At 31.3% G+C, this 23,245-nt stretch carries 26 protein-coding genes; 15 read left to right on the top strand and 11 right to left on the bottom strand.

Going from position 1 to position 23,245, the window contains the following annotated elements:
• Positions 1 to 11 precede the first annotated feature (11 nt).
• Entirely contained in the window at positions 12 to 500 is a 489-nt protein-coding gene (locus MOV42_RS12120; RefSeq protein WP_324171438.1) for a hypothetical protein, read from the bottom strand.
• Positions 501 to 518: 18 nt separating this feature from the next.
• Entirely contained in the window at positions 519 to 839 is a 321-nt protein-coding gene (gene trxA, locus MOV42_RS12115) for a thioredoxin (RefSeq protein ID WP_324171437.1), read from the bottom strand.
• Between the two features lie 161 nt (positions 840 to 1,000).
• On the opposite strand from trxA, the gene MOV42_RS12110 reads away from it, so the two are divergent.
• A complete protein-coding gene (locus MOV42_RS12110; RefSeq protein ID WP_324171436.1) occupies positions 1,001 to 1,558 on the top strand; it encodes a hypothetical protein in 558 nt (185 codons plus the stop codon).
• A gap of 2 nt (positions 1,559 to 1,560) precedes the next feature.
• On the opposite strand, the gene MOV42_RS12105 is transcribed toward MOV42_RS12110, so the two are convergent.
• Positions 1,561 to 2,340 (bottom strand): histidinol-phosphatase, encoded by a 780-nt coding sequence (locus MOV42_RS12105; RefSeq protein ID WP_324171435.1) that lies wholly within the window; start codon positions 2,338 to 2,340, stop codon positions 1,561 to 1,563.
• A gap of 67 nt (positions 2,341 to 2,407) precedes the next feature.
• Here MOV42_RS12105 and MOV42_RS12100 point away from each other — a divergent pair, with 67 nt between their 5' ends.
• From MOV42_RS12100 to MOV42_RS12045, 12 genes are read left to right on the top strand one after another with little or no spacing between them, the layout of a single operon-like run.
• Positions 2,408 to 3,100 (top strand): chemotaxis protein, encoded by a 693-nt coding sequence (locus MOV42_RS12100; protein WP_324171434.1) that lies wholly within the window; start codon positions 2,408 to 2,410, stop codon positions 3,098 to 3,100.
• Entirely contained in the window at positions 3,100 to 4,395 is a 1,296-nt protein-coding gene (locus MOV42_RS12095) for a U32 family peptidase (RefSeq protein ID WP_324171433.1), read from the top strand. The genes MOV42_RS12100 and MOV42_RS12095 overlap by 1 nt, the downstream gene beginning before the upstream one ends.
• Before the next feature lie 5 nt (positions 4,396 to 4,400).
• Positions 4,401 to 6,794, top strand: a complete 2,394-nt coding sequence (locus MOV42_RS12090; protein WP_324171432.1) for an EAL domain-containing protein — start codon at positions 4,401 to 4,403, stop codon at positions 6,792 to 6,794.
• 27 nt (positions 6,795 to 6,821) lie between these two features.
• The gene (purE, locus tag MOV42_RS12085) at positions 6,822 to 7,319 is read left to right on the top strand and encodes a 5-(carboxyamino)imidazole ribonucleotide mutase (protein WP_324171431.1); all 498 of its coding nucleotides are present in this window, start codon (positions 6,822 to 6,824) and stop codon (positions 7,317 to 7,319) included.
• 27 nt (positions 7,320 to 7,346) lie between these two features.
• Positions 7,347 to 7,817, top strand: a complete 471-nt coding sequence (locus MOV42_RS12080; RefSeq protein ID WP_324171430.1) for a DUF3972 domain-containing protein — start codon at positions 7,347 to 7,349, stop codon at positions 7,815 to 7,817.
• A 3-nt stretch (positions 7,818 to 7,820) separates the two neighbouring features.
• The gene (locus tag MOV42_RS12075) at positions 7,821 to 8,678 is read left to right on the top strand and encodes a damage-control phosphatase ARMT1 family protein (RefSeq protein ID WP_324171429.1); all 858 of its coding nucleotides are present in this window, start codon (positions 7,821 to 7,823) and stop codon (positions 8,676 to 8,678) included.
• Positions 8,679 to 8,717: 39 nt separating this feature from the next.
• Positions 8,718 to 9,602: a glycine--tRNA ligase subunit alpha gene (gene glyQ, locus MOV42_RS12070; RefSeq protein WP_324171428.1), complete on the top strand. Its 885-nt coding sequence runs from the start codon at positions 8,718 to 8,720 to the stop codon at positions 9,600 to 9,602.
• A gap of 1 nt (position 9,603) precedes the next feature.
• A complete protein-coding gene (locus MOV42_RS12065) occupies positions 9,604 to 11,841 on the top strand; it encodes an AAA family ATPase (protein ID WP_324171427.1) in 2,238 nt (745 codons plus the stop codon).
• 27 nt (positions 11,842 to 11,868) lie between these two features.
• A complete protein-coding gene (gene amrA / locus MOV42_RS12060; RefSeq protein WP_324171426.1) occupies positions 11,869 to 12,441 on the top strand; it encodes an AmmeMemoRadiSam system protein A in 573 nt (190 codons plus the stop codon).
• Positions 12,422 to 13,411: an AmmeMemoRadiSam system radical SAM enzyme gene (gene amrS, locus MOV42_RS12055; RefSeq protein ID WP_324171425.1), complete on the top strand. Its 990-nt coding sequence runs from the start codon at positions 12,422 to 12,424 to the stop codon at positions 13,409 to 13,411. Before amrA ends, amrS begins: the two co-directional genes overlap by 20 nt.
• Positions 13,408 to 14,199, top strand: a complete 792-nt coding sequence (gene amrB, locus MOV42_RS12050; protein ID WP_324171424.1) for an AmmeMemoRadiSam system protein B — start codon at positions 13,408 to 13,410, stop codon at positions 14,197 to 14,199. Before amrS ends, amrB begins: the two co-directional genes overlap by 4 nt.
• Complete coding sequence (locus MOV42_RS12045) at positions 14,192 to 14,509, top strand: cupin domain-containing protein (protein WP_324171423.1); 318 nt, start codon at positions 14,192 to 14,194, stop codon at positions 14,507 to 14,509. Before amrB ends, MOV42_RS12045 begins: the two co-directional genes overlap by 8 nt.
• On the opposite strand, the gene MOV42_RS12040 is transcribed toward MOV42_RS12045, so the two are convergent.
• The 8 genes from MOV42_RS12040 to modA form a co-directional block, all read right to left on the bottom strand.
• A complete protein-coding gene (locus tag MOV42_RS12040) occupies positions 14,506 to 14,979 on the bottom strand; it encodes a globin (protein WP_324171422.1) in 474 nt (157 codons plus the stop codon). The genes MOV42_RS12045 and MOV42_RS12040 overlap by 4 nt on opposite strands.
• Before the next feature lie 18 nt (positions 14,980 to 14,997).
• Positions 14,998 to 15,834 (bottom strand): ABC transporter ATP-binding protein, encoded by an 837-nt coding sequence (locus MOV42_RS12035; protein ID WP_324171421.1) that lies wholly within the window; start codon positions 15,832 to 15,834, stop codon positions 14,998 to 15,000.
• Positions 15,835 to 15,865: 31 nt separating this feature from the next.
• On the bottom strand, positions 15,866 to 16,606 hold the full coding sequence (locus MOV42_RS12030; protein ID WP_324171420.1) for a KilA-N domain-containing protein: 741 nt from the start codon (positions 16,604 to 16,606) through the stop codon (positions 15,866 to 15,868).
• Positions 16,607 to 16,675: 69 nt separating this feature from the next.
• A complete protein-coding gene (locus MOV42_RS12025) occupies positions 16,676 to 17,611 on the bottom strand; it encodes a hypothetical protein (protein ID WP_324171419.1) in 936 nt (311 codons plus the stop codon).
• Positions 17,604 to 19,163 (bottom strand): AAA family ATPase, encoded by a 1,560-nt coding sequence (locus tag MOV42_RS12020; RefSeq protein ID WP_324171418.1) that lies wholly within the window; start codon positions 19,161 to 19,163, stop codon positions 17,604 to 17,606. Before MOV42_RS12020 ends, MOV42_RS12025 begins: the two co-directional genes overlap by 8 nt.
• 29 nt (positions 19,164 to 19,192) lie before the next feature.
• Positions 19,193 to 19,894, bottom strand: a complete 702-nt coding sequence (gene modB, locus MOV42_RS12015; protein WP_324171417.1) for a molybdate ABC transporter permease subunit — start codon at positions 19,892 to 19,894, stop codon at positions 19,193 to 19,195.
• Positions 19,894 to 20,289: a transporter gene (locus MOV42_RS12010; protein ID WP_324171416.1), complete on the bottom strand. Its 396-nt coding sequence runs from the start codon at positions 20,287 to 20,289 to the stop codon at positions 19,894 to 19,896. Before MOV42_RS12010 ends, modB begins: the two co-directional genes overlap by 1 nt.
• Positions 20,286 to 21,023 carry a molybdate ABC transporter substrate-binding protein gene (modA, locus tag MOV42_RS12005; protein WP_324171415.1) on the bottom strand — a complete coding sequence of 246 codons (738 nt, stop codon included), beginning with the start codon at positions 21,021 to 21,023 and terminating at the stop codon, positions 20,286 to 20,288. The genes MOV42_RS12010 and modA overlap by 4 nt, the downstream gene beginning before the upstream one ends.
• 81 nt (positions 21,024 to 21,104) lie before the next feature.
• Here modA and MOV42_RS12000 point away from each other — a divergent pair, with 81 nt between their 5' ends.
• Complete coding sequence (locus MOV42_RS12000) at positions 21,105 to 21,605, top strand: hypothetical protein (RefSeq protein ID WP_324171414.1); 501 nt, start codon at positions 21,105 to 21,107, stop codon at positions 21,603 to 21,605.
• Positions 21,602 to 23,221, top strand: a complete 1,620-nt coding sequence (locus MOV42_RS11995) for a GMC family oxidoreductase (protein ID WP_324171413.1) — start codon at positions 21,602 to 21,604, stop codon at positions 23,219 to 23,221. Before MOV42_RS12000 ends, MOV42_RS11995 begins: the two co-directional genes overlap by 4 nt.
• Positions 23,222 to 23,245: the final 24 nt, after the last annotated feature.

The raw sequence follows: 23,245 nt of genomic DNA, 5'->3' as shown, positions 1-23,245 counted from the left end.
CTTTCCTTAGTTTATAAAGTTTTTACTTGCTCAGATAATTCTTTTAAATTATCTAGTTTACGAATCATACTATCTTGTTTATAAAGAGTATCTTTTGATTTCTTTATAAAAAAGATGCAGGGGGATTCGTATATGTTAAATCTCTGTATAAATGAGAGAGAATTTTTTGTACCACTTCTTAAAAAAGTTGTATTTTTAGAGTTTGGGAAGCTTTCGTTGTAGTAGTCAATAGCTAATATTGGAAGATTTAAATCGGTTTTAGCTAAAAGTTGGGCAGTATTTGTAGCTCTTGAACTATAAAAAACTACTATATATTTTTGGGCACTTGGTTTAAAAATAGCTTTTTTTTCATAAAAAATCCATTCATTAAAATCAATAAACTTATACTCTGAAAATTTATAGTTGAAGTATGCAAAGGCAACTGCTATCATAGCAGAGCCAAAGAATGAAGCTAATAGCGTAGATAACGAAAGAAGGCTTTTACCTCCTTTTTTTGCCATTATACAGCTTCGCTTTAATTACGCTAGAAGAGCGTCTATTTTTTCTGCTAGAGCTTGTTTAGACTGTGCTCCAACAACTTGATCAACCATCTCACCATTTTTGAAGAACATGATAGTTGGGATAGAACGAATACCAAATTTAACAGCAATATCTTGCTCTTCATCAGTATTTACTTTGCAGATTTTAGCTTTTCCATCAAAATCTTCAGCTAATTCTTCGATAACTGGAGCTATCATACGACAAGGTCCACACCATGGCGCCCAAAAGTCTACTAAAGATACACCTTCGCTTAAAGTTGCTTCAAAATCTGTGCTAGTTAGTTCTAAATATTTTCCCATTACAATTTCCTTTTATAATTAATATGTAAGACATTATACAGATGTAATTATTAAAAATCGCTTTAAAGCTTCAGCTAAGCTAATTACTTCATAAACAGTTGTTTTTCATAGTTTTATGTTATAATTAATCTGTCATATAAATTTACTAAAAGGAGTGTGTGATGAGGAAGTTTTTATTTTTTTTAAGTTTGGTTGGATTACTTCAAGCTCAAGGAATAACAGGTAGTGGGGATGTATTGGTAAACGGTGTGGTTGTTAACAAAAACACTAAGATTAAATATGGTGATACTATTGAAGTAAAAGCAAACTCAAAAGTAAAGTTTAATATCGGTAAAGATGCTTTTTTTGCAAAAAGCAATACAAAATTTAAACTTGACACTCTAGGCTCAAAAAAAATCTTAAATGTAATAAATGGCGGAGTTATGGCTGTTTTTAGCAAAGGTAATCACGGCATAGTAACTACAAATATGACAGCAGGAATTCGCGGAACAGGAACTTATACTTTTGTAGAAGATGGCAAGACTTATTTTTGTACTTGTTATGGACATACTGAAGTTGGAGCGCATTTAAAAACAAAAAACTTAAAAGCTACCCACCATAAGATGGTATGGATTACAAAATATAAAATTAAAAACACGACAGAGATGCAATCTCATCATGATTATGAATTAAGAAGTTTAGAAGCTATGGTTGGACGAGTTGTTCCGTTTGATAAGTAAAATTAAAAACTAATCATTTTTCTTTTTCTTTTCCTAAAGATGGCACATTCTGTGTAACCTACATTTTTGGCCATTTTTACTATTTCATCATTGAAAAGACCCACCTGTTCTGGCTTATGTGCATCAGATGCAAAACTTATAGGTATATTTAATTTAAATATTTCTTTTAAAAGAGATAGTGAAGGATAAGCTTCTTTAACTGGTTTTCTATATCCTGCAACATTTAGTTCTATAACCATATTTGCTTTTTTTATGGCTTTTAGTGCATTTTTGGTGATGAGAGTAATCTCTTTTTTTGGCATATATTTAAAGACTTTTATCAAGTCTAGATGCCCTACAATATCAAAAAGCTTGCTATTTGCCATTTCTTCTATGGTGTCAAAGTATTTTTGCCATATTTCATCTATATCCTGTTTCTCATAGTTGCCTATAAACTCAGGATTATCAAATCCCCACTCATCAACAAAATGAACGGAACCAATAAGATAATCAACATCTGCATTTAAAACTCTTTCATCCATGTGTCCAAGTAAAAAATCTACTTCATAACCTAATAAAATTTCTATTTTGTCTTTGTATTTTTCTTTATTATCTAGAACTTCTTTTTCATAGTTCTTCATATCAGAAAATTTCATACGATATCTTTCATCAAAATCCATTGGAGCATGATCAGAAATACCAAAATACTTTGTTTTTTGTTTAATAGCTTGTTCGATATATTGTGAGATTTCACCTTGTGCGTGATTGCAAAGTTTGGTGTGATTGTGTAAATCTACTTTCATCATATAGCCCTTATTAGGTTTTTATGTTATTATAGTGACAATAAATAAATTTAGCTAGGGAATTGAAATGACTCAAGAAGAATTAGATGCTATGATGAATGGGGAAATTGATGATATTGAAGGACTTGGTGATGAGGTAAGTTCAGAAGAAACTGCTAAAGAAGAAAGCACAGAAAATAGCGATGATGACGGTATTCCAGCAGGGTATGGCGAAAACACTTCTCATCACTGGCCACTCCCAGCTACTGATGAAAATAAAATGGTGCATCAGCTAGATGATGTAACAAAAGAGAGTGAAGAAAAAGCAAGTGAGATTTTTGACATTATTGAAGGTATCAGTAATGATTTAATGGATAAAGAAGAAAATGCAAATAAAGTTATTGAAATATTAACTTCAAATATTGAGCTATTTAAAACTTTAAGTGAAAAATTTCCTGATGTTGAGGCTTTTAAAACACAGCTAGAAAAAAATGAAGAAGCTTTAGTAAATTCTAATGAAGGCTTAGAAACACTTCAAAATAGTGGAGATGCTATTATGAGTGTTATGGATATTATGCAGTATCAAGATATACACCGTCAAAAAATAGAGCGTGTTATAAATGTTATGAGAGCACTTTCAACATATATGAATACTTTGTTTGAAGGTAAAATTGATGATGAGAAGAGAGTTTCATCTGCAAAACATATAGTTGGTGATGAAAATAATGATGTAGCATCAACAGACGATATTGAGGCACTTTTAGCACAATTCGGACAATAATGCAAAAAGTTGAATTGTTATCCCCTGCGGGAACACTAGAAAAATTAAAAATTGCACTAGATTTTGGGGCAGATGCTGTTTATGGTGGTGTTAGTCACTTTTCTCTTCGTATACGAAGTGGTAAAGAATTTTCTATGGAAGAATTTAAAGAAGGCATAGATTATGCCCATGCTCGTGGTAAAAAAGTATATACAACTATAAACGGATTTCCTTTTAACTCTCAAATCACACTTTTAAAAAAACATATCTTAGCAATGGCGGAGTTAAAGCCAGATGCTTTTATAGTTGCAACTCCTGGAGTTTTAAAACTTTGTAATGATTTAGCTCCACAAATTCCTTTGCATCTATCAACTCAAGCAAATGTAATGAATATTTTAGATGCAAAAATATTTTATGATATGGGTGCTGTTCGGATAATTACTGCACGAGAGATATCTTTAAAGGATTTAGTAGCTATAAAAACAGAACTTCCAGATTTAGAATTAGAGATTTTTGTTCATGGAAGTATGTGTTTTGCGTATAGTGGACGCTGTCTTATTTCAACTCTTCAAAGTGGTCGAGTTCCAAATCGTGGAAGTTGTGCAAATGATTGTAGATTTCCTTATGAGATTTATGCGGCGAACCCTGAAACTGGAACGCTATTTAGGCTTGAAGAAGATGAGGGTGTTGGAACATATGTAATGAATGCAAAAGATTTAAATCTTGCTTCTCATATGAAAGAAATCCTTAATTCTAATGTTGTTGATTCCATTAAAATAGAAGGTCGAACAAAAACAGCTTATTATGCTGGAGTTACTGCAAAAGCTTATAGAATGGCACTGAATGACTACTATGAAGATAAGTTTGATGATTCAAAATATCAATATGAACTGCAATCTTTACAAAATCGTGGATATACAGATGCCTATTTGATTTCTAGACCTTTTGAGAAAAATGATTCACAAAGTATAGACTTCTCTATACAACTCGGAACTCATCAAGTAAGTGGTGTGGTTACACAAGAAGGAACACATTTTTTATGCAAATATAAAACTTTTCGAAATGATGAAATGGAAATAGTTGCTCCACTAGGAAGTAAAATAGAATTTGTCGATAATGAGATAGGTTCAACTTATGAAAAAGATGGAAAAATTTACTTAAAATTAAAACAACTTTTGGCACAAAACAAAAAAATATGGGATGAGATTCATAGTGGAAATGTAAATCCTATAACCTTGCCAACTTCTATGCCAGCATATACATTTTTGAGAATACCTTCAGATGCTAATATGGGTACAAATCCAAAGAGCAATTAAGAAGTATGACTAAATTTAAAATGCAACTAATGGAACAATTTTTAAATAGCCCACATATCGGGATTTTAATTGTTGATAGAAACCGTAACAACCTGTTGGTAAATAATTGTTTAAATGAAATGTTTGGTTATGAAGATGGAGAGTTGATAAAGAAAACTGCGTCGATCCTTCATATCTCAAAACAAGCATATATAGATTTTGGTATAGAAGCATTTAATCTTGTTCTTGCAGGTAAGCCTGTTGGAATTGATTATAAATTTAGACATAAAAATGGAACTATTTTTTGGGCACATATTTCTGGAGATTTAATAGAAGAAAGAGATTCAGTTCTTTGGACTATTGTTGATATAACAAAAAGAAAAGAGTTAGAGTTAAAAAATGCACAGCAGGCAAAAATAATTGAAGAAATTCATGATTGTGTTATAACTAGTGATTTAAAGGGTAACATTACTAGCTGTAATGAAGGTTCAGAAAAATTACTAGGTTATAAATCAAGTGAGATAGTAGGTAAACATGCTAGTTACATGTATCTAAAAGCAGACTATGTTGAATTTAGTACAAGTATTAAGAAGCTTAGAAAAAACGGCGAATATAGGGCAGAAACTAGACTATTAAAAAAATCAAAAGATGTTGCTTATGTTGATTTAACTTTAGCAACTCTAAAAGATGAATATTTAAATCCAATTGGTTTCATAGGATATGCTAAAGATATAACTGCTAAAAAACTAGCAGAAAAGGGATTAGCAGATACTAATTATAATCTGAAACAATATATGGATGCTATAGATAAAATTGAGATTGGTATTTTTGTTGTTAATGATGATTTTAGTATTCGATTTATGAACAAGACTATGCTAGATTGGTTTGGTAATCAAGAAGGTAAAACTTGCTACTCTTCTATAGCAGGTTTATCTGAACCATGTTCTTACTGTAAACTTGAAGAAGTAATTTATAAAAATCATAAAGTCACTTATGAAGCAACTATTGGAGATGGGCAATCTTTTGAAATTGTTGCAACATCTATTAAAAATTTAGATGGAACAACAAGTAAAATGGAGATTATAAGAAATGTAACAGAACAAAAAAAGATAGCTCAAGCCTTGGAACATCAAGCACAGCATGATGCTTTAACGGGGCTTCCAAACAGGTTTCTGTTCCATGATAGACTAGAACAAGCAATAGAAAAAGCAGACAGAGCAAACACAATAATGGCATTATTTTTTATAGACCTTGACCATTTTAAAGAAATAAATGATTCTTTTGGACATAAGACTGGAGATGAAGTTTTAAAAATTGTTGCACAAAGACTAGAGAAAACTATAAGAAAAAAAGATACTCTCGCTCGCTTGGGCGGTGATGAATTTACTGTCATAATAGATGATTTAAAACTAGCTCAAGATGCATCTAAATTAGCTCAAAAAATTATAGATAGTTTAGCTAAGCCAATGATTATAAATAATAATGAACTTTATGTATCTAGTAGTATAGGCATAAGCTTTTTTCCAGATGATGGCAATAACGCTCAAAACCTTCTTAAATATGCTGACTCTGCAATGTATAAAGCAAAAGTAGAAGGGCGAAATAATTTTCAGTTTTATTCATCAGAAATGACAGAGTTGGCATTTGAAAGAGTTGTTATGGAAGCAAGTTTAAGAGCAGCACTTAAAAATGAAGAGTTTATAGTTTATTATCAACCGCAAATAGATGCAAAAAAAGACAAGCTACTAGGAATGGAAGCTTTAGTAAGATGGAATCACCCTACAATGGGTATAGTAAGCCCTGCAAAGTTTATCCCCTTAGCAGAATTAACAGGACTAATAGTAGAGCTAGATAGGTTGGTAATGAAACAAGCGATGAAGCAAGTTTCAGCTTGGCATAAGGAAGGCTTGAATCCTGGAAGGTTATCACTAAACTTGGCAATGAAACAGTTACAAAAAAAAGATTTTATAAGCTTTTTAAAAAATATGATGATAGAAACAGAGTGTAAATCACAATGGCTTGAATTTGAGGTGACAGAAGGTCAAATAATGACTAATCCTGAAGAAGCCATCAAAATTTTGAACCAAATATCTGAACTTGGAATAGAGCTAGCCGTTGATGATTTTGGAACAGGATATTCATCTTTAGCATACTTAAAGAAATTGCCAATTGACAAATTAAAAATAGATCAATCTTTTATACGAGATTTACCAACAGATGAAGAAGATGCAGCAATAACAAAAGCAGTTATAGCATTAGCTTCATCACTAAACTTAAAAACAATAGCAGAGGGAGTTGAAAGTATAGAACAAAAAGATTTTTTAGTAAACAATGGTTGTTCTTATATTCAGGGATATTTTTATTCAAAACCTGTTCCATCTAATGAGATGGAAGTTAAGTTGAAAAATAAAATGATATAATTGCAAAAATAAAATATAGGAAAATATATGAAATTTGTATCGATAATAATAGGTTCAAAAAGTGATTATGAAGTTATGAAATCTTGTTCTGATACGCTTGAAGCTTTTGGAGTTAATTTTGAGATGATAATCTCTTCAGCACATCGTTCTCCAGAGAGAACAAAAGAGTATATTCAAAGTGCTGAAGCTAAAGGTGCACAAGTGTTTATTGCTGCAGCTGGAATGGCTGCTCACTTAGCTGGTGTACTTTCGTCTAAAACAGTTAAACCAATTATTGGTGTTCCTATGAGTGCTTCAGCTCTTGGTGGTATAGATGCATTACTTTCAACTGTTCAGATGCCAGCTGGTATGCCTGTTGCTACTGTTGCTATAGGAAAAGCAGGCGCAATAAACTCAGCATACTTAGCGATGCAAATACTTGCTCTTAATAATGATGAGTTATCAGTAAAACTAAAAGAAGATAGAATTGCAAAAGCTAAAAAAGTCGAAGTTGATTCTTTGGAAATAGAAACAATTATATCTTAAATAAATTCTTGATAAAAGGAAGTTTTGATGCAGTGGATGAGTGATGAAGAGTATAGTAGTTTAACAGGTTTGGATATAAGTGGTATTGACGATTTATGTGAACGCGGAAAATTGACTGTAAAAGTTGAAGATGGAGTTAGAATGATTGACCCTTCTCAAGGTGTAGGAGAAGTTGTACCTGCTCAACTAAAAAAACTCTCTACTCACAATACTCATGAAATGGTCGTGCAACCAGAATTTGTTGAAAAAACAATAGGCACTATTATTAACTTGCATGAAAAAGTTCTAGATGCCAAAGATGAAACTATTGAAGCTGTAAAAGTGGAAAACGAGTTTTTAAGAGAAGCACTAGGTTCACTTCAAGAACTTTATGATGAAGATAGAAAAACAATTGCAACCCTAACAGAGCAGTTAAAACTCTCTCAACAAGAAGTTGAGTTTATGAGAAGAAAATATAAGCTTATGTGGAATAAAGCTATTGATGAACATACTACATAATATATGACTATCGATGAAGCTTGCGTTGCTTGTATAATAAACCAAAGTATTAAAGTCTCAGATGCCATAAATGCCTCAAAGTCATTAAAAGAAGAAATGACATCTAAAGTTAAAGAGATGAGTTTTAACTTCTCATATGAAGATAATCCCCCTGAAATCGCTTCTTATGTGTATGGAAAAATGGCAGAAATAGCCAATAAAACTGACCTTTATGATGAAGTAAAAGAACTCTCTACTAAAAAAGCTCTCTCTTTTGTTCCGCTTGTAAAAGATAAACTTTTTACATCTAGCAACAAACTTTTAACAGCTACAAAAACAGCAGTTGCTGGTAATGTTATAGATTTAGCTGCTGCAGTTGAGTTTGACTTAGAAGAGGAACTTTCAAAGGTTTTTCATACTGATTTTGCTTATGATGATTTTGAACTAATGAAATATGAACTCACTAATGCTTCAAGCGTTTTGATTATTGGCGACAATGTTGGTGAGCATATATTTGACTATGTGTTTATACAAACACTCCAAGAGTTATATCCAGATGCTTCTTATTCATATATGGTTAGGGGAAAGCCAATTATAAATGATGTGACAATGAAAGAAGCAAAAGAGGCTGGTTTTGATGAACTTTGTGAGTTAGTTGATAGTGGTGTTAATACCCCTGGGTTTACCTATAATCGTGCAAATACTTACTCAAAAAAACTTTTTGATAGTGTTGATTTAGTCATAAGTAAAGGTATGGGCAACTATGAATGTATGAGTCCTTCTCATAGAAAAAAAATATGTTTTTTACTTAAAGTAAAGTGTGAAGTAGTTGCAAAATTTTTAGGAAAAAATGTAGGCGATATAGTTTGTAAAATGAGTTAGATTCGATATAATTACAAAAATTTTTAAATAGGCAATATAATGATAACTTTTAGTGAGATGTTACTTAAACTTCAAGAATTTTGGATGAGAGAGGGTTGCAATATTGTTCAACCATACGATATTCCAGCAGGAGCGGGAACTTTTCATCCTGCAACTTTTTTACGCTCACTAGATTCTCAGCCATGGTCTGTTGCTTATGTAGCTCCATCTCGTCGTCCAACAGATGGACGATATGGAGAAAATCCAAATCGTTTGGGAAGTTATTACCAGTTTCAAGCGCTTATAAAACCATCTCCAGATAATATTCAAGAACTTTATTTAAAATCATTAGAGTATCTTGGTCTTGATGTTTCACAACATGATATTAGATTTGTAGAAGATAACTGGGAGTCACCAACACTAGGTGCTTGGGGACTTGGTTGGGAAGTTTGGTTAAATGGTATGGAAGTTACACAATTTACATACTTTCAACAAGTTGGAGGGATAGAGTGTAATCCTGTTGCAGTTGAGATAACTTATGGAACAGAAAGACTTGCTATGTACCTTCAAGGTGTTGATAATATTTTTGATATTGTTTGGAGTGAAGATAAAGATGGAAATAAAACACTTTATAAAGATGTTCATAAAGAGAGTGAAATTCAGTTCTCAAAATACAACTTTGAAGTAGCAGATGTTGAGATGCTGTTTGCTGATTTTAATGCAAAATCTAAAGAGTGTTTAGCAGCACTAGATGCTGGACTTCCTCTTCCTGCTTATGACTTATGTATGTTAGCATCTAACACTTTTAATGTTTTAGATGCAAGAAAAGCAATCTCACAAACAGAAAGAGCAAACTACATCTTAAAAATCCGTGAACTATCAAAAGGGTGTGCAGAGCTTTATAAAGCACAAGAATCCGATAGACTAGAGCGAGTTAAAGCATAGAGTGAGCACTACTCTAATAGGTCAAATAGAACATATTCTTTTTGAAGATGAAGGCTTTTTTATTGCACGATTAAAAAGTGGTGAAAAAATAAGTGGAACCTACTTAGAGAGTGATGTGAAAAATATAAAAAGTTCTGCCATTACTCTAAGTGGTTACTGGGAAGAACATAAAAAATATGGTAAAACTTTTAAATTTGAATCTATCAAAGTCAATCAAAATCAACTATTTTTCTTTTTAAATAAAATCGTTAAAGGTTTTACAAAAAAACTATCAGCAGAATTGATAGAGCAATTTGGCTCAGAAGAACTTATAAATATTTTAGACAATGATATACAAAAACTTTTAGAGTTTAAAGGCATCAAAGAAAAACGACTTAAAAAGATTCAAACATCGTGGAAAAAATTTCGTTCCATGAGAAAATTAGGAGAGTTTTTAAGTCCTTTTGATGTTTCACAAACTCTTCTTACAGCCATAGCAACTGCTATGAAAGATGTTGATGAACCATGTTCAAAGATAAAAAGTAATCCATACATACTTACTTCCATAAATGGTATAGGTTTTAAAAGAGCAGACGAGTTGGCTCTTAAAATGGGTGTAGAGAGTGAAGATGAAAATCGTATAAGTTCTGCGATGGATTTTGTACTTATGAACTACTGTGAACAACAGGGTAATAGTTGTGTTGCTAAAGAGATACTTTTTTCTGGTTTAAATGAACTTCTTGGCTTTGTGGATAAAACTCATCTGTACGAATTAGCACTTATTGAGAGAGTCAGTGAATCAAGTATAGTCATTATGAAAAATGATAGACTTTCTCCTGCAAGACTGTATGATGCTGAAAAATATCTATATGACACCATAAGAGAAAGAGCAAAAAAAGATAGTGGTGGATTTGTAAAAGATTTAGATGAGTTTTTAATAAAGAGTGATTTGGACTTAGGCGAACAGCAAAAAGAAGCAGTTAAAAAAATAAATGATGGTGCATCTATACTTTTTTTAGTTGGTTATGCAGGAACTGGTAAAAGTACAACATCAAAAACTATACTTGAATTATTAAATACTAAGTATGAAAAAAAAGAGATAATAACTTGTGCTTTAAGTGGCATCGCATCTCAGAGAATTGCAGATACAACTGGATATGAAAGTGCTACTATTCAGAGTCTTTTAGTTAAACATGAAGATAGAGATGATTTTCCTTTTGGTGTTGTTTTGATAGATGAAGCATCTATGATTAACTCTCCTCTTTTTGCTAAACTGATGGCAAAGATTCATAGAGATGCTATTGTCATAATTGTTGGAGATGATGCGCAACTTCCTCCTATTGGAGCTGGAAATGTTTTGAGTGATGTTTTGAGTTTAGAGTTAGCACCTATTGTAAAACTTACAAAGATTTATAGACAGAGTGAAGATCAAGCAATAACACTTATCGCAAATGATATACGAAAAGGAATTGTTCCAGAGTATAGAAACTCTTATGAAGATTTTGAGTTTATAGACATAAGCATACAAAACTATTACACACTTAGAAGCGAGCTTTCTCAAACACAACTTCAAGAATTAAGAGAAAGCAACTCTTTGCAAATTGTTACAGAGATAATGCATAAAGTTGTTGAGTCAATAGAAAAAGCAAGATATAGACTTAACAACAAACAGATAAAAGAGTATCTAAATTATTTTCAAGTAATAACACCTATGAAAGGTGGAACTCTTGGGACCAATAATTTAAACAAAGTTTTACAAGAATACTTCAACCCAAATCCAAAAAAATGTGTAAAAAAAGGTGGAGTAGAATTTAGACTTATGGACAAGGTAGTTCATACTAAAAATGAGAACATGACCTCATGGAGTGGTGACGCTTTTAAAACTGGAGAAGACTCAAGCCAAAGACGCATCTATAATGGTATGAGTGGGCTACTTTTTAAGATAGAAGAAGATGATGAACAACTGTTCGTTTTTTATCCAAATGAAGATGTAGTGGTAGTTTACGAGTATGAAGAGGTTAAATCGCATCTAATGTTATCTTATGCTTTAACCATCCATAAAGTACAAGGAATGGAGTATGACATAGTTGTAATTCCCATGACTTTTTCTCACTTTATCATGCATAATACAAAGCTAATTTATACGGCTATAACAAGAGCAAAACATAAGTGTATTCTTATTGGTGAGAGTGGTGCTTTTGAGAGTGGATGTAAAAAGTTTGAAGCAACTCGTAGGGATACTGTACTTTTAGAGTTATAGTAATATAATACTTTATTAGGAGTTCTTATGCTTGATAAAGTTTTACTACAAATTGCAAAAAGTGCCATATTAAACAAACTTGATGAAAATTATACTTTTGATGAAAATAGTATTTTAAAAGAATATCCATATCTGAAAAAAGATGGAGCAGTTTTTGTAACTCTAAAGTATAACAAAGAGTTACGAGGTTGCATAGGTTCCATCATAGCTCACAGAACACTTTTTGATGATCTTGCTTACAATGGAGTTTCGGCAGGTTTTTCTGATCCTAGGTTTAATGCTTTGAGTAAAGAAGAACTTTCATCTTTAAATATTGAAGTTTCACTTTTGAGTGAGCCTAAAATTTTAGAGTATGTAGATTATGAAGATTTACTGCAAAAGATTAGACCAAATATAGATGGACTTATCTTAAAGCATTCAAGATATAGTGGTACATTTTTACCTCAAGTTTGGGAGCAGTTAAGTACGTCAGAACTCTTTTTAGAGCATCTAAGTTTAAAAGCTGGTGCAACTAAAAGCATCTATGATGAACATCCAACTATATACACATATCAAGTTGAACATATCCAAGAAGATTATGATGAAATACTTTGCCTATAAAGATGAAAACCATATAACTTGCCTTTTATGCAAGCACTATTGCACTCTAAAAGAAGGTAAAAGTGCTATATGTGGAGTTAACTTTAACGAAGATGCAAAGCTAGTAAATAAAACCTATGGACATCCAAGTGCTTTGCATTTAGACCCCATTGAGAAAAAGCCACTTTATCATTTTTTGCCATCTTCTTCATCACTTTCTATTGGAACAGTTGGCTGTAATTTTCGTTGTCCTTTTTGTCAAAACCATTCTATATCTCAAACATCTGTTGTTGATGAGAGCGTAAATTATTCTCCTCAGGATATAGTTGATTTAGCTCTTAAACATAAAACACAAAGTATTAGTTACACTTACAATGAGCCAACTATTTGGTATCCATACGCAAAAGATATAGGTGTGTTAGCTAAAGAAAATGGGATTAAAAATGTATTTGTATCAAGTGGGTATGAATCCAAAGAAGTTTTGCAAGATATGAACAGTTGGCTAGATGCTGTAAATATTGACTTAAAAAGTTTTTCGCACGAGTACTATAAAAAGGTTTTAAAAACAGACTTAGATGGTGTTTTAGAATCATTGATTGAGTTTTCTAAAAGTGATATTTGGCTTGAAATTACAACTTTAATCATTCCAGATATTAATGACAGTGAAGAAGAGATTCATAAAATGGCAGAATTTATATCTTCAAAATTAGGAGTAGATGTGCCGTGGCATCTAAGTGCTTTTCATCCTGATTATAAAATGCTTGACACTCCAAGAACTAGTGAAGAGAGTATGCAAAAAGCAAAAGAAATAGCCCATAGTTATGGTATAAAATATGTTTATCTTGGAAATATTTTAGCTGATAACACTACTTACTGCTGTGTTTGTAATGCGGAGCTTATTAAAAGAAGCGGTTTTAATGCACAGATGCTAAATATAAAAAATAACAAATGCATAAAATGTCAAAGTAGCATAAAAGGAGTTTTTCAATGAAAAGAGAGATGAGCATAAATGGTAGTTTTTATCCAGATGCTAAAGAAGAGCTATATAGATATTTTGAACATTTTAACAAACACCTTGAAGAGCAAAATATAAATACAGATGCAAAACAAAGCAGAGCTGTAATAGTTCCTCATGCTGGTTATGTTTACTCAGGTTATAGTGCTAACCTTGCTTATAAAGTTTTAAAAAATAGTAAAATTAAAAATATTGTAGTTATCGGACCTTCGCATAGAGTAGCATTTGATGGCATAAGTCTTGGAGATTTTGCATCTTATAAAACTCCGCTTGGAGATATAGAGGCATCTACTGAATTAGGAGATAGTTTAAAAGATAAATTTTCATTATCTTATTTTGAACAAGCTCACAAAGAACATAGTACAGAAGTGCAATTTCCATTTATAAAACACTATATGCAAGAAGTGAATATTTTAGAATTAGTATATTCAAGTATAGATGCCAAGCAAATCAGTAAAATTATAGATTATATCTTAGAAGATGAAAATAATGGTGTTGTAATTAGTACAGATTTGAGTCATTTTTACAATCAAGAAGAAGCAAATACTTTAGACGCTATCTGTCTAGAAGCGATTAAAAATTTAGATATAAATAAACTTCACAGTGGATGTGAAGCTTGTGGAATTACAGGAGTTCAAGCGATGATGATTAGTGCAAAAAAACTCTCTTTAGATTTTTCTTTACTTGATTATAGAACAAGCGCAGATGCCAGTGGAGACACTTCAAGAGTAGTTGGTTATATGAGTGGATATTTTAATGAATAAGAGTAATATGCTAGCATCTATCCCAACTGAGATCAAAGAGGAAATTTTTGAAGAAATCCTATCAAAAGATGGAGTTAAAATAGAGCGTATTATCTCATATGGGCATGTCACGCCAGAGGGAAAATGGTACGAGCAAAAAGATTCTGAATGGGTTATGCTAATTCAAGGAGAAGCAATTTTAGAGTTTGAAAACTCTAAAGAAGTTAAACTTTTTGCTGGAGATTATATAAATATTCCAGCTCTAAAAAAGCACAGGGTTTCTTGGACAAAACCTAATTTTAAAACGATTTGGTTAGTAGTACACTACTAAAGTTTTACTAGGTCTTCGTATGACTTTACGATAGTGTCGCGATTTACAGTCCACTTGCTAAAGCTCTCGAATGTATCCCAAAAACCTTGTTTTAAATTATCATCTATATCAAGATCTTGCAGTAAATCTTCTACAACTCCAAGCCACGCCCATCTAGCTTTTTCAGTTATAGAAAATCCTATATGCATATCTATAACATCCATAGATTTACCAGCAAGGCTTGAGTACTTTTTTGCACCACCAAAAAACTCTATAAAGTATAAAGTATTTCGTTTTTTTACTTCATTCATTTCTTCTTCATCTTGAGGAAAAAAGTGTGCTATATCACTCTGCGAAACCATGTCGTAAAATTTATCAAAAAGCTCTTGCATTCCTTTTTCACCACCTATGGCTTTCATAAACTCAGGGTTAGGTTTAGGGAAATCTGGTCTTTGACCAAAAACTGTTGGGGTAATTTTAAAGTTTGACATTTTTAAATCCTTTTTGTTTTACTTATTTATAGTGCTGATTATTGGTGTAAAAGCTTTTGTGCTTACTTCTATCATTTGAGAAACTTCTAAACCTTGTGCTTCACTATCACTTAGTACAACTTCAACAAGTTGTTGTCCAATTGCTATGATGGCTATGAAGATGGCATCTACTCTTTTTATCTCAAGTATTTGTCCAGAAAATGAAAACTTTTGACTTCCTGAAGTTCTAAGTAGTACATCTTTTGGCGTTCCATCATTTATGATTTTCCCATCTTCTAAAACTACTACTCTAGATGCAAGTCTGTATATCTCACTTGGGTCGTGACTTACCATGATAGTAGTAGTTTTAAACTCTTTATGCATGGTTAAAAGTTCATTTTGTAGTTTTGTTCGCATCTGTTCATCTAGGGCTGAGAGAGGTTCATCCATAAGTAAAAGTTTTGGTTTGTTCATCATAGCTCGACAAAGTGCAACTCTTTGTTGTTGCCCTCCACTTAGAGTTGAAGGAAGTCTATCTTTCATAGTTGAGAGTTCTGTTATTTCTAAAAGATGAGTCGCTAATTTAATATCATTTTTGACATATAAAAGGTTTTTTAAAACACTCATATTTGTAAAAAGAGCATAATCTTGAAAGATAAAACCTATCTCTCTTTTTTGTGGAGCAAGGTTGACTTTATCACTTAGCCAAGAGTCACCATTTACTTCAATATTTCCTTTTGCAACTTCAAGCCCAGCTAAAACTCTTAAAAGAGTTGTTTTACCACTTCCACTTTTCCCACTCAAAGCTATAAAGTCACCTTCATTTATCTCAAGTTTTAAAGAGAGGATATTTGTGTTTATATCTATTTTTATCATTGTTTATTTTCACTTTCTAATTTTTGTACAGTTATACAAATCTTTGAGCTTGACTCATACCTTCTTGTATAAACAAAGCATTCATACTTTCAAGGTTTGATAAGCATACAAGTTGCGCTACATCTGCTGTGTCTCTTATATTTCCTTTTAATTTCGGATTTTTATCTCTGAACTCTTTTACAGTTTGTCCAAATAACGAAACATTTAAAATATCAGCTTCACTAGCATATATAAAATTTACTTGAGATTGGTTGAGTAGGTTTGGAACAATATTGTTTTTAATAGCATCTGTATGAATTCTATAGTTTATCTTAGTTAGGTTTCTTTTTATATCCCAACCTAACTGTTTTTGCTCTTGTTCTTTTAGTCTTTGAAACTCTTTTATGAGATATAGTTTAAATTCAACACTAACCCAAGATGCAAATTCAAACGCAATGTCTTTGTGAGCATATGTTCCACCATATCGTCCAGATTTGGATACTATGCCTATAGCATTTGTTTTTTCAATCCACTTCTTTCCACTCATTGTAAAACTGTTAAGTCCAGCTTCTTTTTTAATTAGGTCGAATTCGACGGGTTTAAAATCTGGATTATTTAGTCTTTCCCAAATACCTAAAAACTCTATGGTATTACGATTCCTAAACCAGTTTTTAATAATATCATTCGCATCACTACTATCTTTATATTTTGCAATATCTGTTATACAAATATAATCATTTTTGTTTATTTTCTTTGTTGATATACTTTGTTCTAATACTGTAATATTTGACATAAGCTAACCTTGATGTTTTTATAAAGTCTAACATGAAAAAGTTGTTTTATTGAAAAGTATTGCATTTTGTTATATTAACTCCAACTCTTGCGAAATATCTTTTATTAGTTTGCTTAGTGGTCTTTTGTGTAGGTCTTTTTCTTCTTTATAATTAGAAAATAAATATCTATATATTTCATCTTCTGAAAAATCAAAACCTTTTAATTCTTGAACGTAACTATCTGGATAATAGGCTTTTTTTATTAATAATTCTAAAACTATATCTTTATGTTGTTTATATAGTTCTTCTAATTTAAAAACTTCTAAATTTGCATTATTTCCATACACTTCTATCTCAAAACTTCCAAAATCATATTTTTTATTTTTAACATTAAAAAATTCAATACTTTCTGGAGAGATTGAAAATTTAAAATCATCTTCTTTTAATTCATAAGGATTTGTTATTGGGTAAGCATAAAAAGTATCTTTCGCCTCTTTTGCTCCAAATCCATTACAAGTTGGGCATGATGGAATTAGATTGAAAAAACAAACAGCAAGGTAAGGATATTTTGATGTAGGATAAAAATGGTCAATTTCGGGTTTTACCGAACCTTTTTTATTTACAGTAAAAATATAATTTCTATTGCAATATGGACAACTTCCTAGATTTATATTATCAATAAATTCCAATTTATCAATTTTTTTATAACCATAGTCAATAAATATACTAAATAAAATATTATTTAGCGCTTCTTTTGAATATCTGGCTTTTTTAAATTTCTTTTCTGTAAATTGAATCATTCTTATAAGATTATTTGGTTTTGCTAAAATCATTTTTTTTAAATTATTTTCATTGTCTAAATAATTTAAGATACTCATTATTGGTTTAGTCACTTTATAAGTCTTTTTCTTTCTTGTTACCTTTTTTCCTGCTTTTATTTTTTGAATTCTTTCTAAAAGCTCATCCTTAACATCATCAAAATAGTTATCTAAAACTTGTTGATTTGGATATGGGATTTTAATCATAATGTTTTAATTCTTTTTCTATATTTTGTTTTTGTTTTAAAAGTTCTTCTTTTCTCTGTTTTTTTGTTAAATCATCATCAAATTTTTTGTAATACATATCCAATAGTTTTACTCTTAAAAAATCTTCGCCAATAATTTTTATAGTAGCTAATAATTTTTCTTTTTCTTCCATTGTTGGATTGAATTTTTCATCTTTTAAATTTTTAATAATATCATCAATTGTACTTTTTGCAAACTCACCCATAAGACCATTTTCCATAAAAAAACCATGAGATAAAAGTGTATGAATATTTGCTCCAAAAGGATTTATATTTACTGTTTTGCTTACATTCTTACAATTACCTACTTTTTGTAAGGCTTGTTTCACTTCTGCATCTTCTTTTATATATTTATTTAAATATATAATATCTTGATTTGATAAATCAGAAAGTAAAAAAGGTGAATGAGTTGTAAAAATAAAATGATATTTCTTAGGTATCTTTTTCAGTAAGTTAATTACTTCACTTAAATATTGTTTTTGCCAATTAGGATGTAAAGCTATTTCTGGCTCATCAAATAAAAATAATAACTTTTCGTATGCATTTATATAGAAAAAAACACCTAAAAGCTGAGAAAAAATAACTTTTTCTCCATGACTTAAATGATTATATCTTCTCTCTGTTTCATCAATAAAATCAAATTCAAAGTAATGCCAATAATCTTCATGAAAATAAATATCTTTTTGCTCTTGAGACATTTTAGATAATTCAAATTCTTTCATTATTGCAATAGGGATAAAAAAACTAATGTAATGCTTTAGCGATAATGGAGTTTTTATATTTTCTATTAACAACTCTTTATTTTTCAGTACTCTAGAAGCTACATCCAATCCTTCTTGCCTAATGTAACATATCGTTAAATATTGATGATATGAATCTGTTATATCTTTTAATATTCTTTCTATTTCATCACTCTTTTTAAAATCAAGGAACTTTCTATGCTCTTGAATAAGTTTGTAATAATGTTTTAAAGAAATTTCTATTTTTACAGGCTCATACATAAATGAAGAAATATGAAAAGAGTCCATATCATTTTGTTTTGCAGAAAGTATGTTCACTATTTCTTGTTTTTGAAGTGTTAAATAATGTAAATTTGCAGTACTATAATGTTGTGCATAATCTATCTCTTCATTTGAAATATCATATTTATATGCTAATGAACAAATATCATTAAAGACAGTTTCTTTTTGAATTGAAGTTTCTATATCAATATTTGATATGTACAATTGCACTTCATCAAAATAAACCAAGATATATTTAAATTCATCTAGCTCTCCATCCGATAATATTATTTTTTCAAGGCACTCTAAAGTTCTACTCTTCCCACTCCCATTCTCCCCAATAATAGCAGTAACATTAATGTTTTCAGGAAATATACTTACATAATCTTTTTTTTCATCTATAATTAATTCTTCTGTCTTCTCATCATAACTACACTCAAATCTAGGCGAAAAATTAAAGCCTTGTTCTTTGATATTTTTATAATCTTCTACCCATAAATAAACTAGTTCCATCTATAGTTTCTCTTGTAACAAATTCTTCATTATCGATGAAACCCAGCAAATTGTTTGTTATTCTTATGGTTAAAGATATAAACACTAAGAAGAACTAAGAAACTCATTATCAGCATTAAAGCACTATAGATATGAGCTGAACTATAGTCCATAATCTCTACCATTTCATAAATGGCAACAGATGCTACTTTTGTTTCATTTGGGATACTTCCACCTACCATTAAAACTACGCCAAACTCTCCAACTGTATGAGCAAAAGTTACGATTATAGCACTTATGAGTGCTGGTTTTATGTTTGGAAGGGCAACTCTTAAGATGGTTTCTACTTTGCTTTTTCCACTTACATAAGAGGCTTCAAGCATGTTTTTATTTACTGTTTCAAAACCACTTTGAAGAGGTTGCACCATAAATGGAAGAGAGTAAAAACAACTCGCAATGACTAAACCATTAAAGTTAAAAACTAAATCTATACTAAAATACTCATCAAAAAAAGAACCAATAGGAGAATTTTTTGAAAGAGCTATTAAAATATAAAAACCTATAACAGATGGCGGAAGAACTATTGGAAGGGCTGTTAGGGCTTCTAGTACAGGTTTACTTTTTGAGTTTGTTTGAGAGAGCCACCAAGCAAACGGCAAACAAAGTATAAAAAGTATAAAAGTAGTAATACCAGCTAATTTAAAAGAGAGTAAAAAAGGAGCTAGTTCGAGGTTACTTAGGATTTCAAACACTATAAAACTCTTTTAATAGATAATTCACTAGCTTGTATAAGAAGAGTGACATTATCGTTCACTTGTAAGTTCATTCTTTGTGATGAGCTAGTTGTTATAACACTTTCACATATTATGTCTGAGCAGGAAAGTTGTATGCTAGTTAAGAGTTGTGCTTCGTTTATAGAGATGATTTTAGCGCTTAGTTGATTTGAGTAGCTAAGAGTGCCTTCAAAACTCTTGGCTATTGCGATATGAGTTGATTTTGCAGTTAGTTCAACTTCACTCCCAACTTGTAAGTTTTTACTTAAATCTAGACTCATCATACTAAGGTTCTGCTGGGCAAAGTCAAAATTTACAATATTTAAACACTCAACATTTTGAATTTTTGTGATTGTTGCTTTAAAGGTATTCATGGCGTTTTATATCCATATTGTTGAAATATATTTTTTGCGTCATTAGAGAGTAAAAAGTTATAAAAATTTCGTGCATCTGGATTCTCTTGTAGTAAAACTATGCCTTGTTTTATGGGAGTATATAACTTTGAGTTTATCTCTACCCAATTTTCTTTTCTTTTATAATGTTTCATATTTTTTGAATAAAGTGATGACTTAGCAATTATTCCAGCATCTGTTGCACTTACAGCGTAAGAAACTGTTTGAGAAATTGACTCACCATATACAAACTTACTCTTTAACTCTTTGTATATTTTAGCATTTGTTAAAGCCTCTTTGGCCGCTATGCCATAAGGAGCAGTTTTTGGATTTGCTAGAGCTATTTTAGATATATTTGCTCTTTTTAATGCATAGATGCCAGCACTTAAGTCCATTTTTTTATGTGAAAAAAGTGCTAATGAGCCAAGAGCATAAACCTTAGGTTTTGTGATGGCAATCTTTTGTTTAAATAAAGCATCTGGATACTTCATATCTGCTGATATAAAGACTTGATAAGGAGCGCCATGTTTTATTTGTGCAGTTAGTTTACCACTGCTTCCAAGAATTATTTTGACTTTTATATTTGGAAATTTTTTGTTAAATTCTTTCGTTAAATCTTGTATGGCATAGCTGACATTTGCCGCAACAGCCACTTTTATACTACTTGCATGTAAAGAAAAGAAGCTTAGTAAAAGAATGAAAAATAGTTTTTGCATAGATGCTCTTGAGTTTTTGTTTATCTTATTGTAGCCAAATAAGGGTTATAATGCATATATATTTTTAGAGGTATCCATAATATGATTTTAAAAAAAAGACGCACATTTTTAAAGCTAAGTGCCTTAGGATTAAGTAGTTGTTTACTTACTTCAACTGGGCTTGTAGCATCTAGTACTATAGATACTTTAGCTCTTGCTCAACAAGATTTATATGGGGATTTTAAAGATGCTCCAAAGTTTGATGAGTTAAATGCAAGGGCATATTTGAGCCTTATTTTAACACACACTAGAGTGAGTGAATCTGCAATAAGGTATATAAAAAATGGAGCTAGATGGCTGGATGAAGAGGCTATGCTTCTTTATAAAAAAGTATACATCTCACTAAGTTTTAAAGAGCGTCAAAAAACTTTAAAATCCATTTCAAAAGAAGAGTGGGGAGAAGAGTGGATATATGAGATGCTTTCTTTTGTATATGAAGCACTTTTAGGCGATACTATTTATGGCATCAACAAAAATGAAAGTGGCTGGAAATGGCTTCATCATGCGTCTGGACTACCACGACCAAAAAAGGTACTTTTATGAAGTATGATATTTGTATAGTTGGAAGTGGAGCAGGTGCCGCACCAATTGCTTATGAGCTTTCAAATGCTGGGTATAAAGTCGTAGTTTTAGAAAAGGGAAAATATTACAGAGAAAAAGATTTTTCAAAAGATGAACTTGCAATCTCACGAAGAGATAAGTTTACACCTCTTTTAAAAGATGAGCAACATGTCATAAATGTTAGAAATGAAGGTGGGAGCATAGATAGATTTGAAGGAGCTGAGTATAACTGGAGCTTTTGGAATGGTTCTATGGTTGGAGGTTCATCAAATCTAATGAGCGGATATTTTCATAAAATGAAACCAAATGATTTTAAATTAAGAAGTGTTTATGGAGAGATAAAAGGTGCTAATGTAGTTGATTGGCCGATTTCTTATGAAGAATTGGAACCGTATTATGAAAAAGTAAAAGAGGTTATTGGTGTTTCTGGAGATGTTATGAGTATGGATGCTTTAGAAGTAAATGGTGCAACAAAGTGGTTTGATAAATCATGTAAAGAGTTAGGATATAAAAGTTTTGCAACACCAAGAGCGATACTCTCAAGTGCTACATTAGGAAGGAACTCTTGTGCTTATTCTAACTTTTGTGGAAGTTATCCTTGTGCAACTGGGGCAAAAGGGAGTGCTAGAGCAGCGCTACTTCAAAAATGTAATGCAGAAATAATTAGTGAAGCATTTGTATATAAAATAGATAGTGACAAATCAAAGGTCACACAAGTACATTACTATGATAAAGATAAAAAAAGCCACTCCATAAAAGCAAAAATTTTTGTCTTAGCAGCTCAAGCAATAGAGAGTTCAAGACTACTCCTAAACTCAAAAAATAAATATTTTCCAAATGGTTTAGCAAATAACTCTAAAGAAGTTGGAAAAAATCTAATTTTCTCTGGTGGTGGAAGTGGAACAGGTCGTATAAAAAAAGAAAATTTAAGTGAAGATGAGTTTAAAGAACTTATGCAAGCTGGATTGTTTTTTAATCGCTCACTTCAAGACTGGTATGAGTATGATAAAGGTGGAGTAAAATACAAAGGCGGAACAATAGATTTTCTTTTTGAACATCAAAATATAATCTCTCGTGCGAGTAGAGAGTTCTATGATGATGAGGGCAATATAATGTGGGGAGATAAACTTCAAAGAAGGATACAAAAAACTCTAACAACATCAAGAGTATTGACCTTTGAAGTTTTTAATGATTGGCTTCCAACTGACTTTACTTATGTTAGTATTGATGAAAAGGTAAAAGATAAGTACGGCATAGCAGTTGGTGCAATAAATTTGTATGGACACAAAAGAGATGTTGAGGTTGGAAAGCACCTAGCATCTAGAGCAGAGAAAGTTTTAAAAAGTATGGGAGCAAGTGATATACAAGTGTCTATTTCTGACTCTCCTCCCCCAAATCTTGTAGCAGGGGGTTGTCGCTTTGGAGTAGATGCAAAGAATTCAGTTTTAGATAAGAACTGTAAAGCACATGACTTGGAAAATCTTTATGTAACAGATGCCAGCTTTATGCCAACAGGTGGTAGTGTTCCATATACTTGGACAATCTATGCAAATTCATTTAGAGTGGCAGAGCATCTGAAAAAAATTATGAAGAGTTAAACAAGAAAATGATAGTATTTACTA

The organism is Sulfurimonas sp., assembly GCF_029027405.1.
GTDB lineage: Bacteria > Campylobacterota > Campylobacteria > Campylobacterales > Sulfurimonadaceae > Sulfurimonas.
Note: the sequence above shows the minus strand (reverse complement) of the source record. Positions and strands in the feature narration are given on the sequence as shown.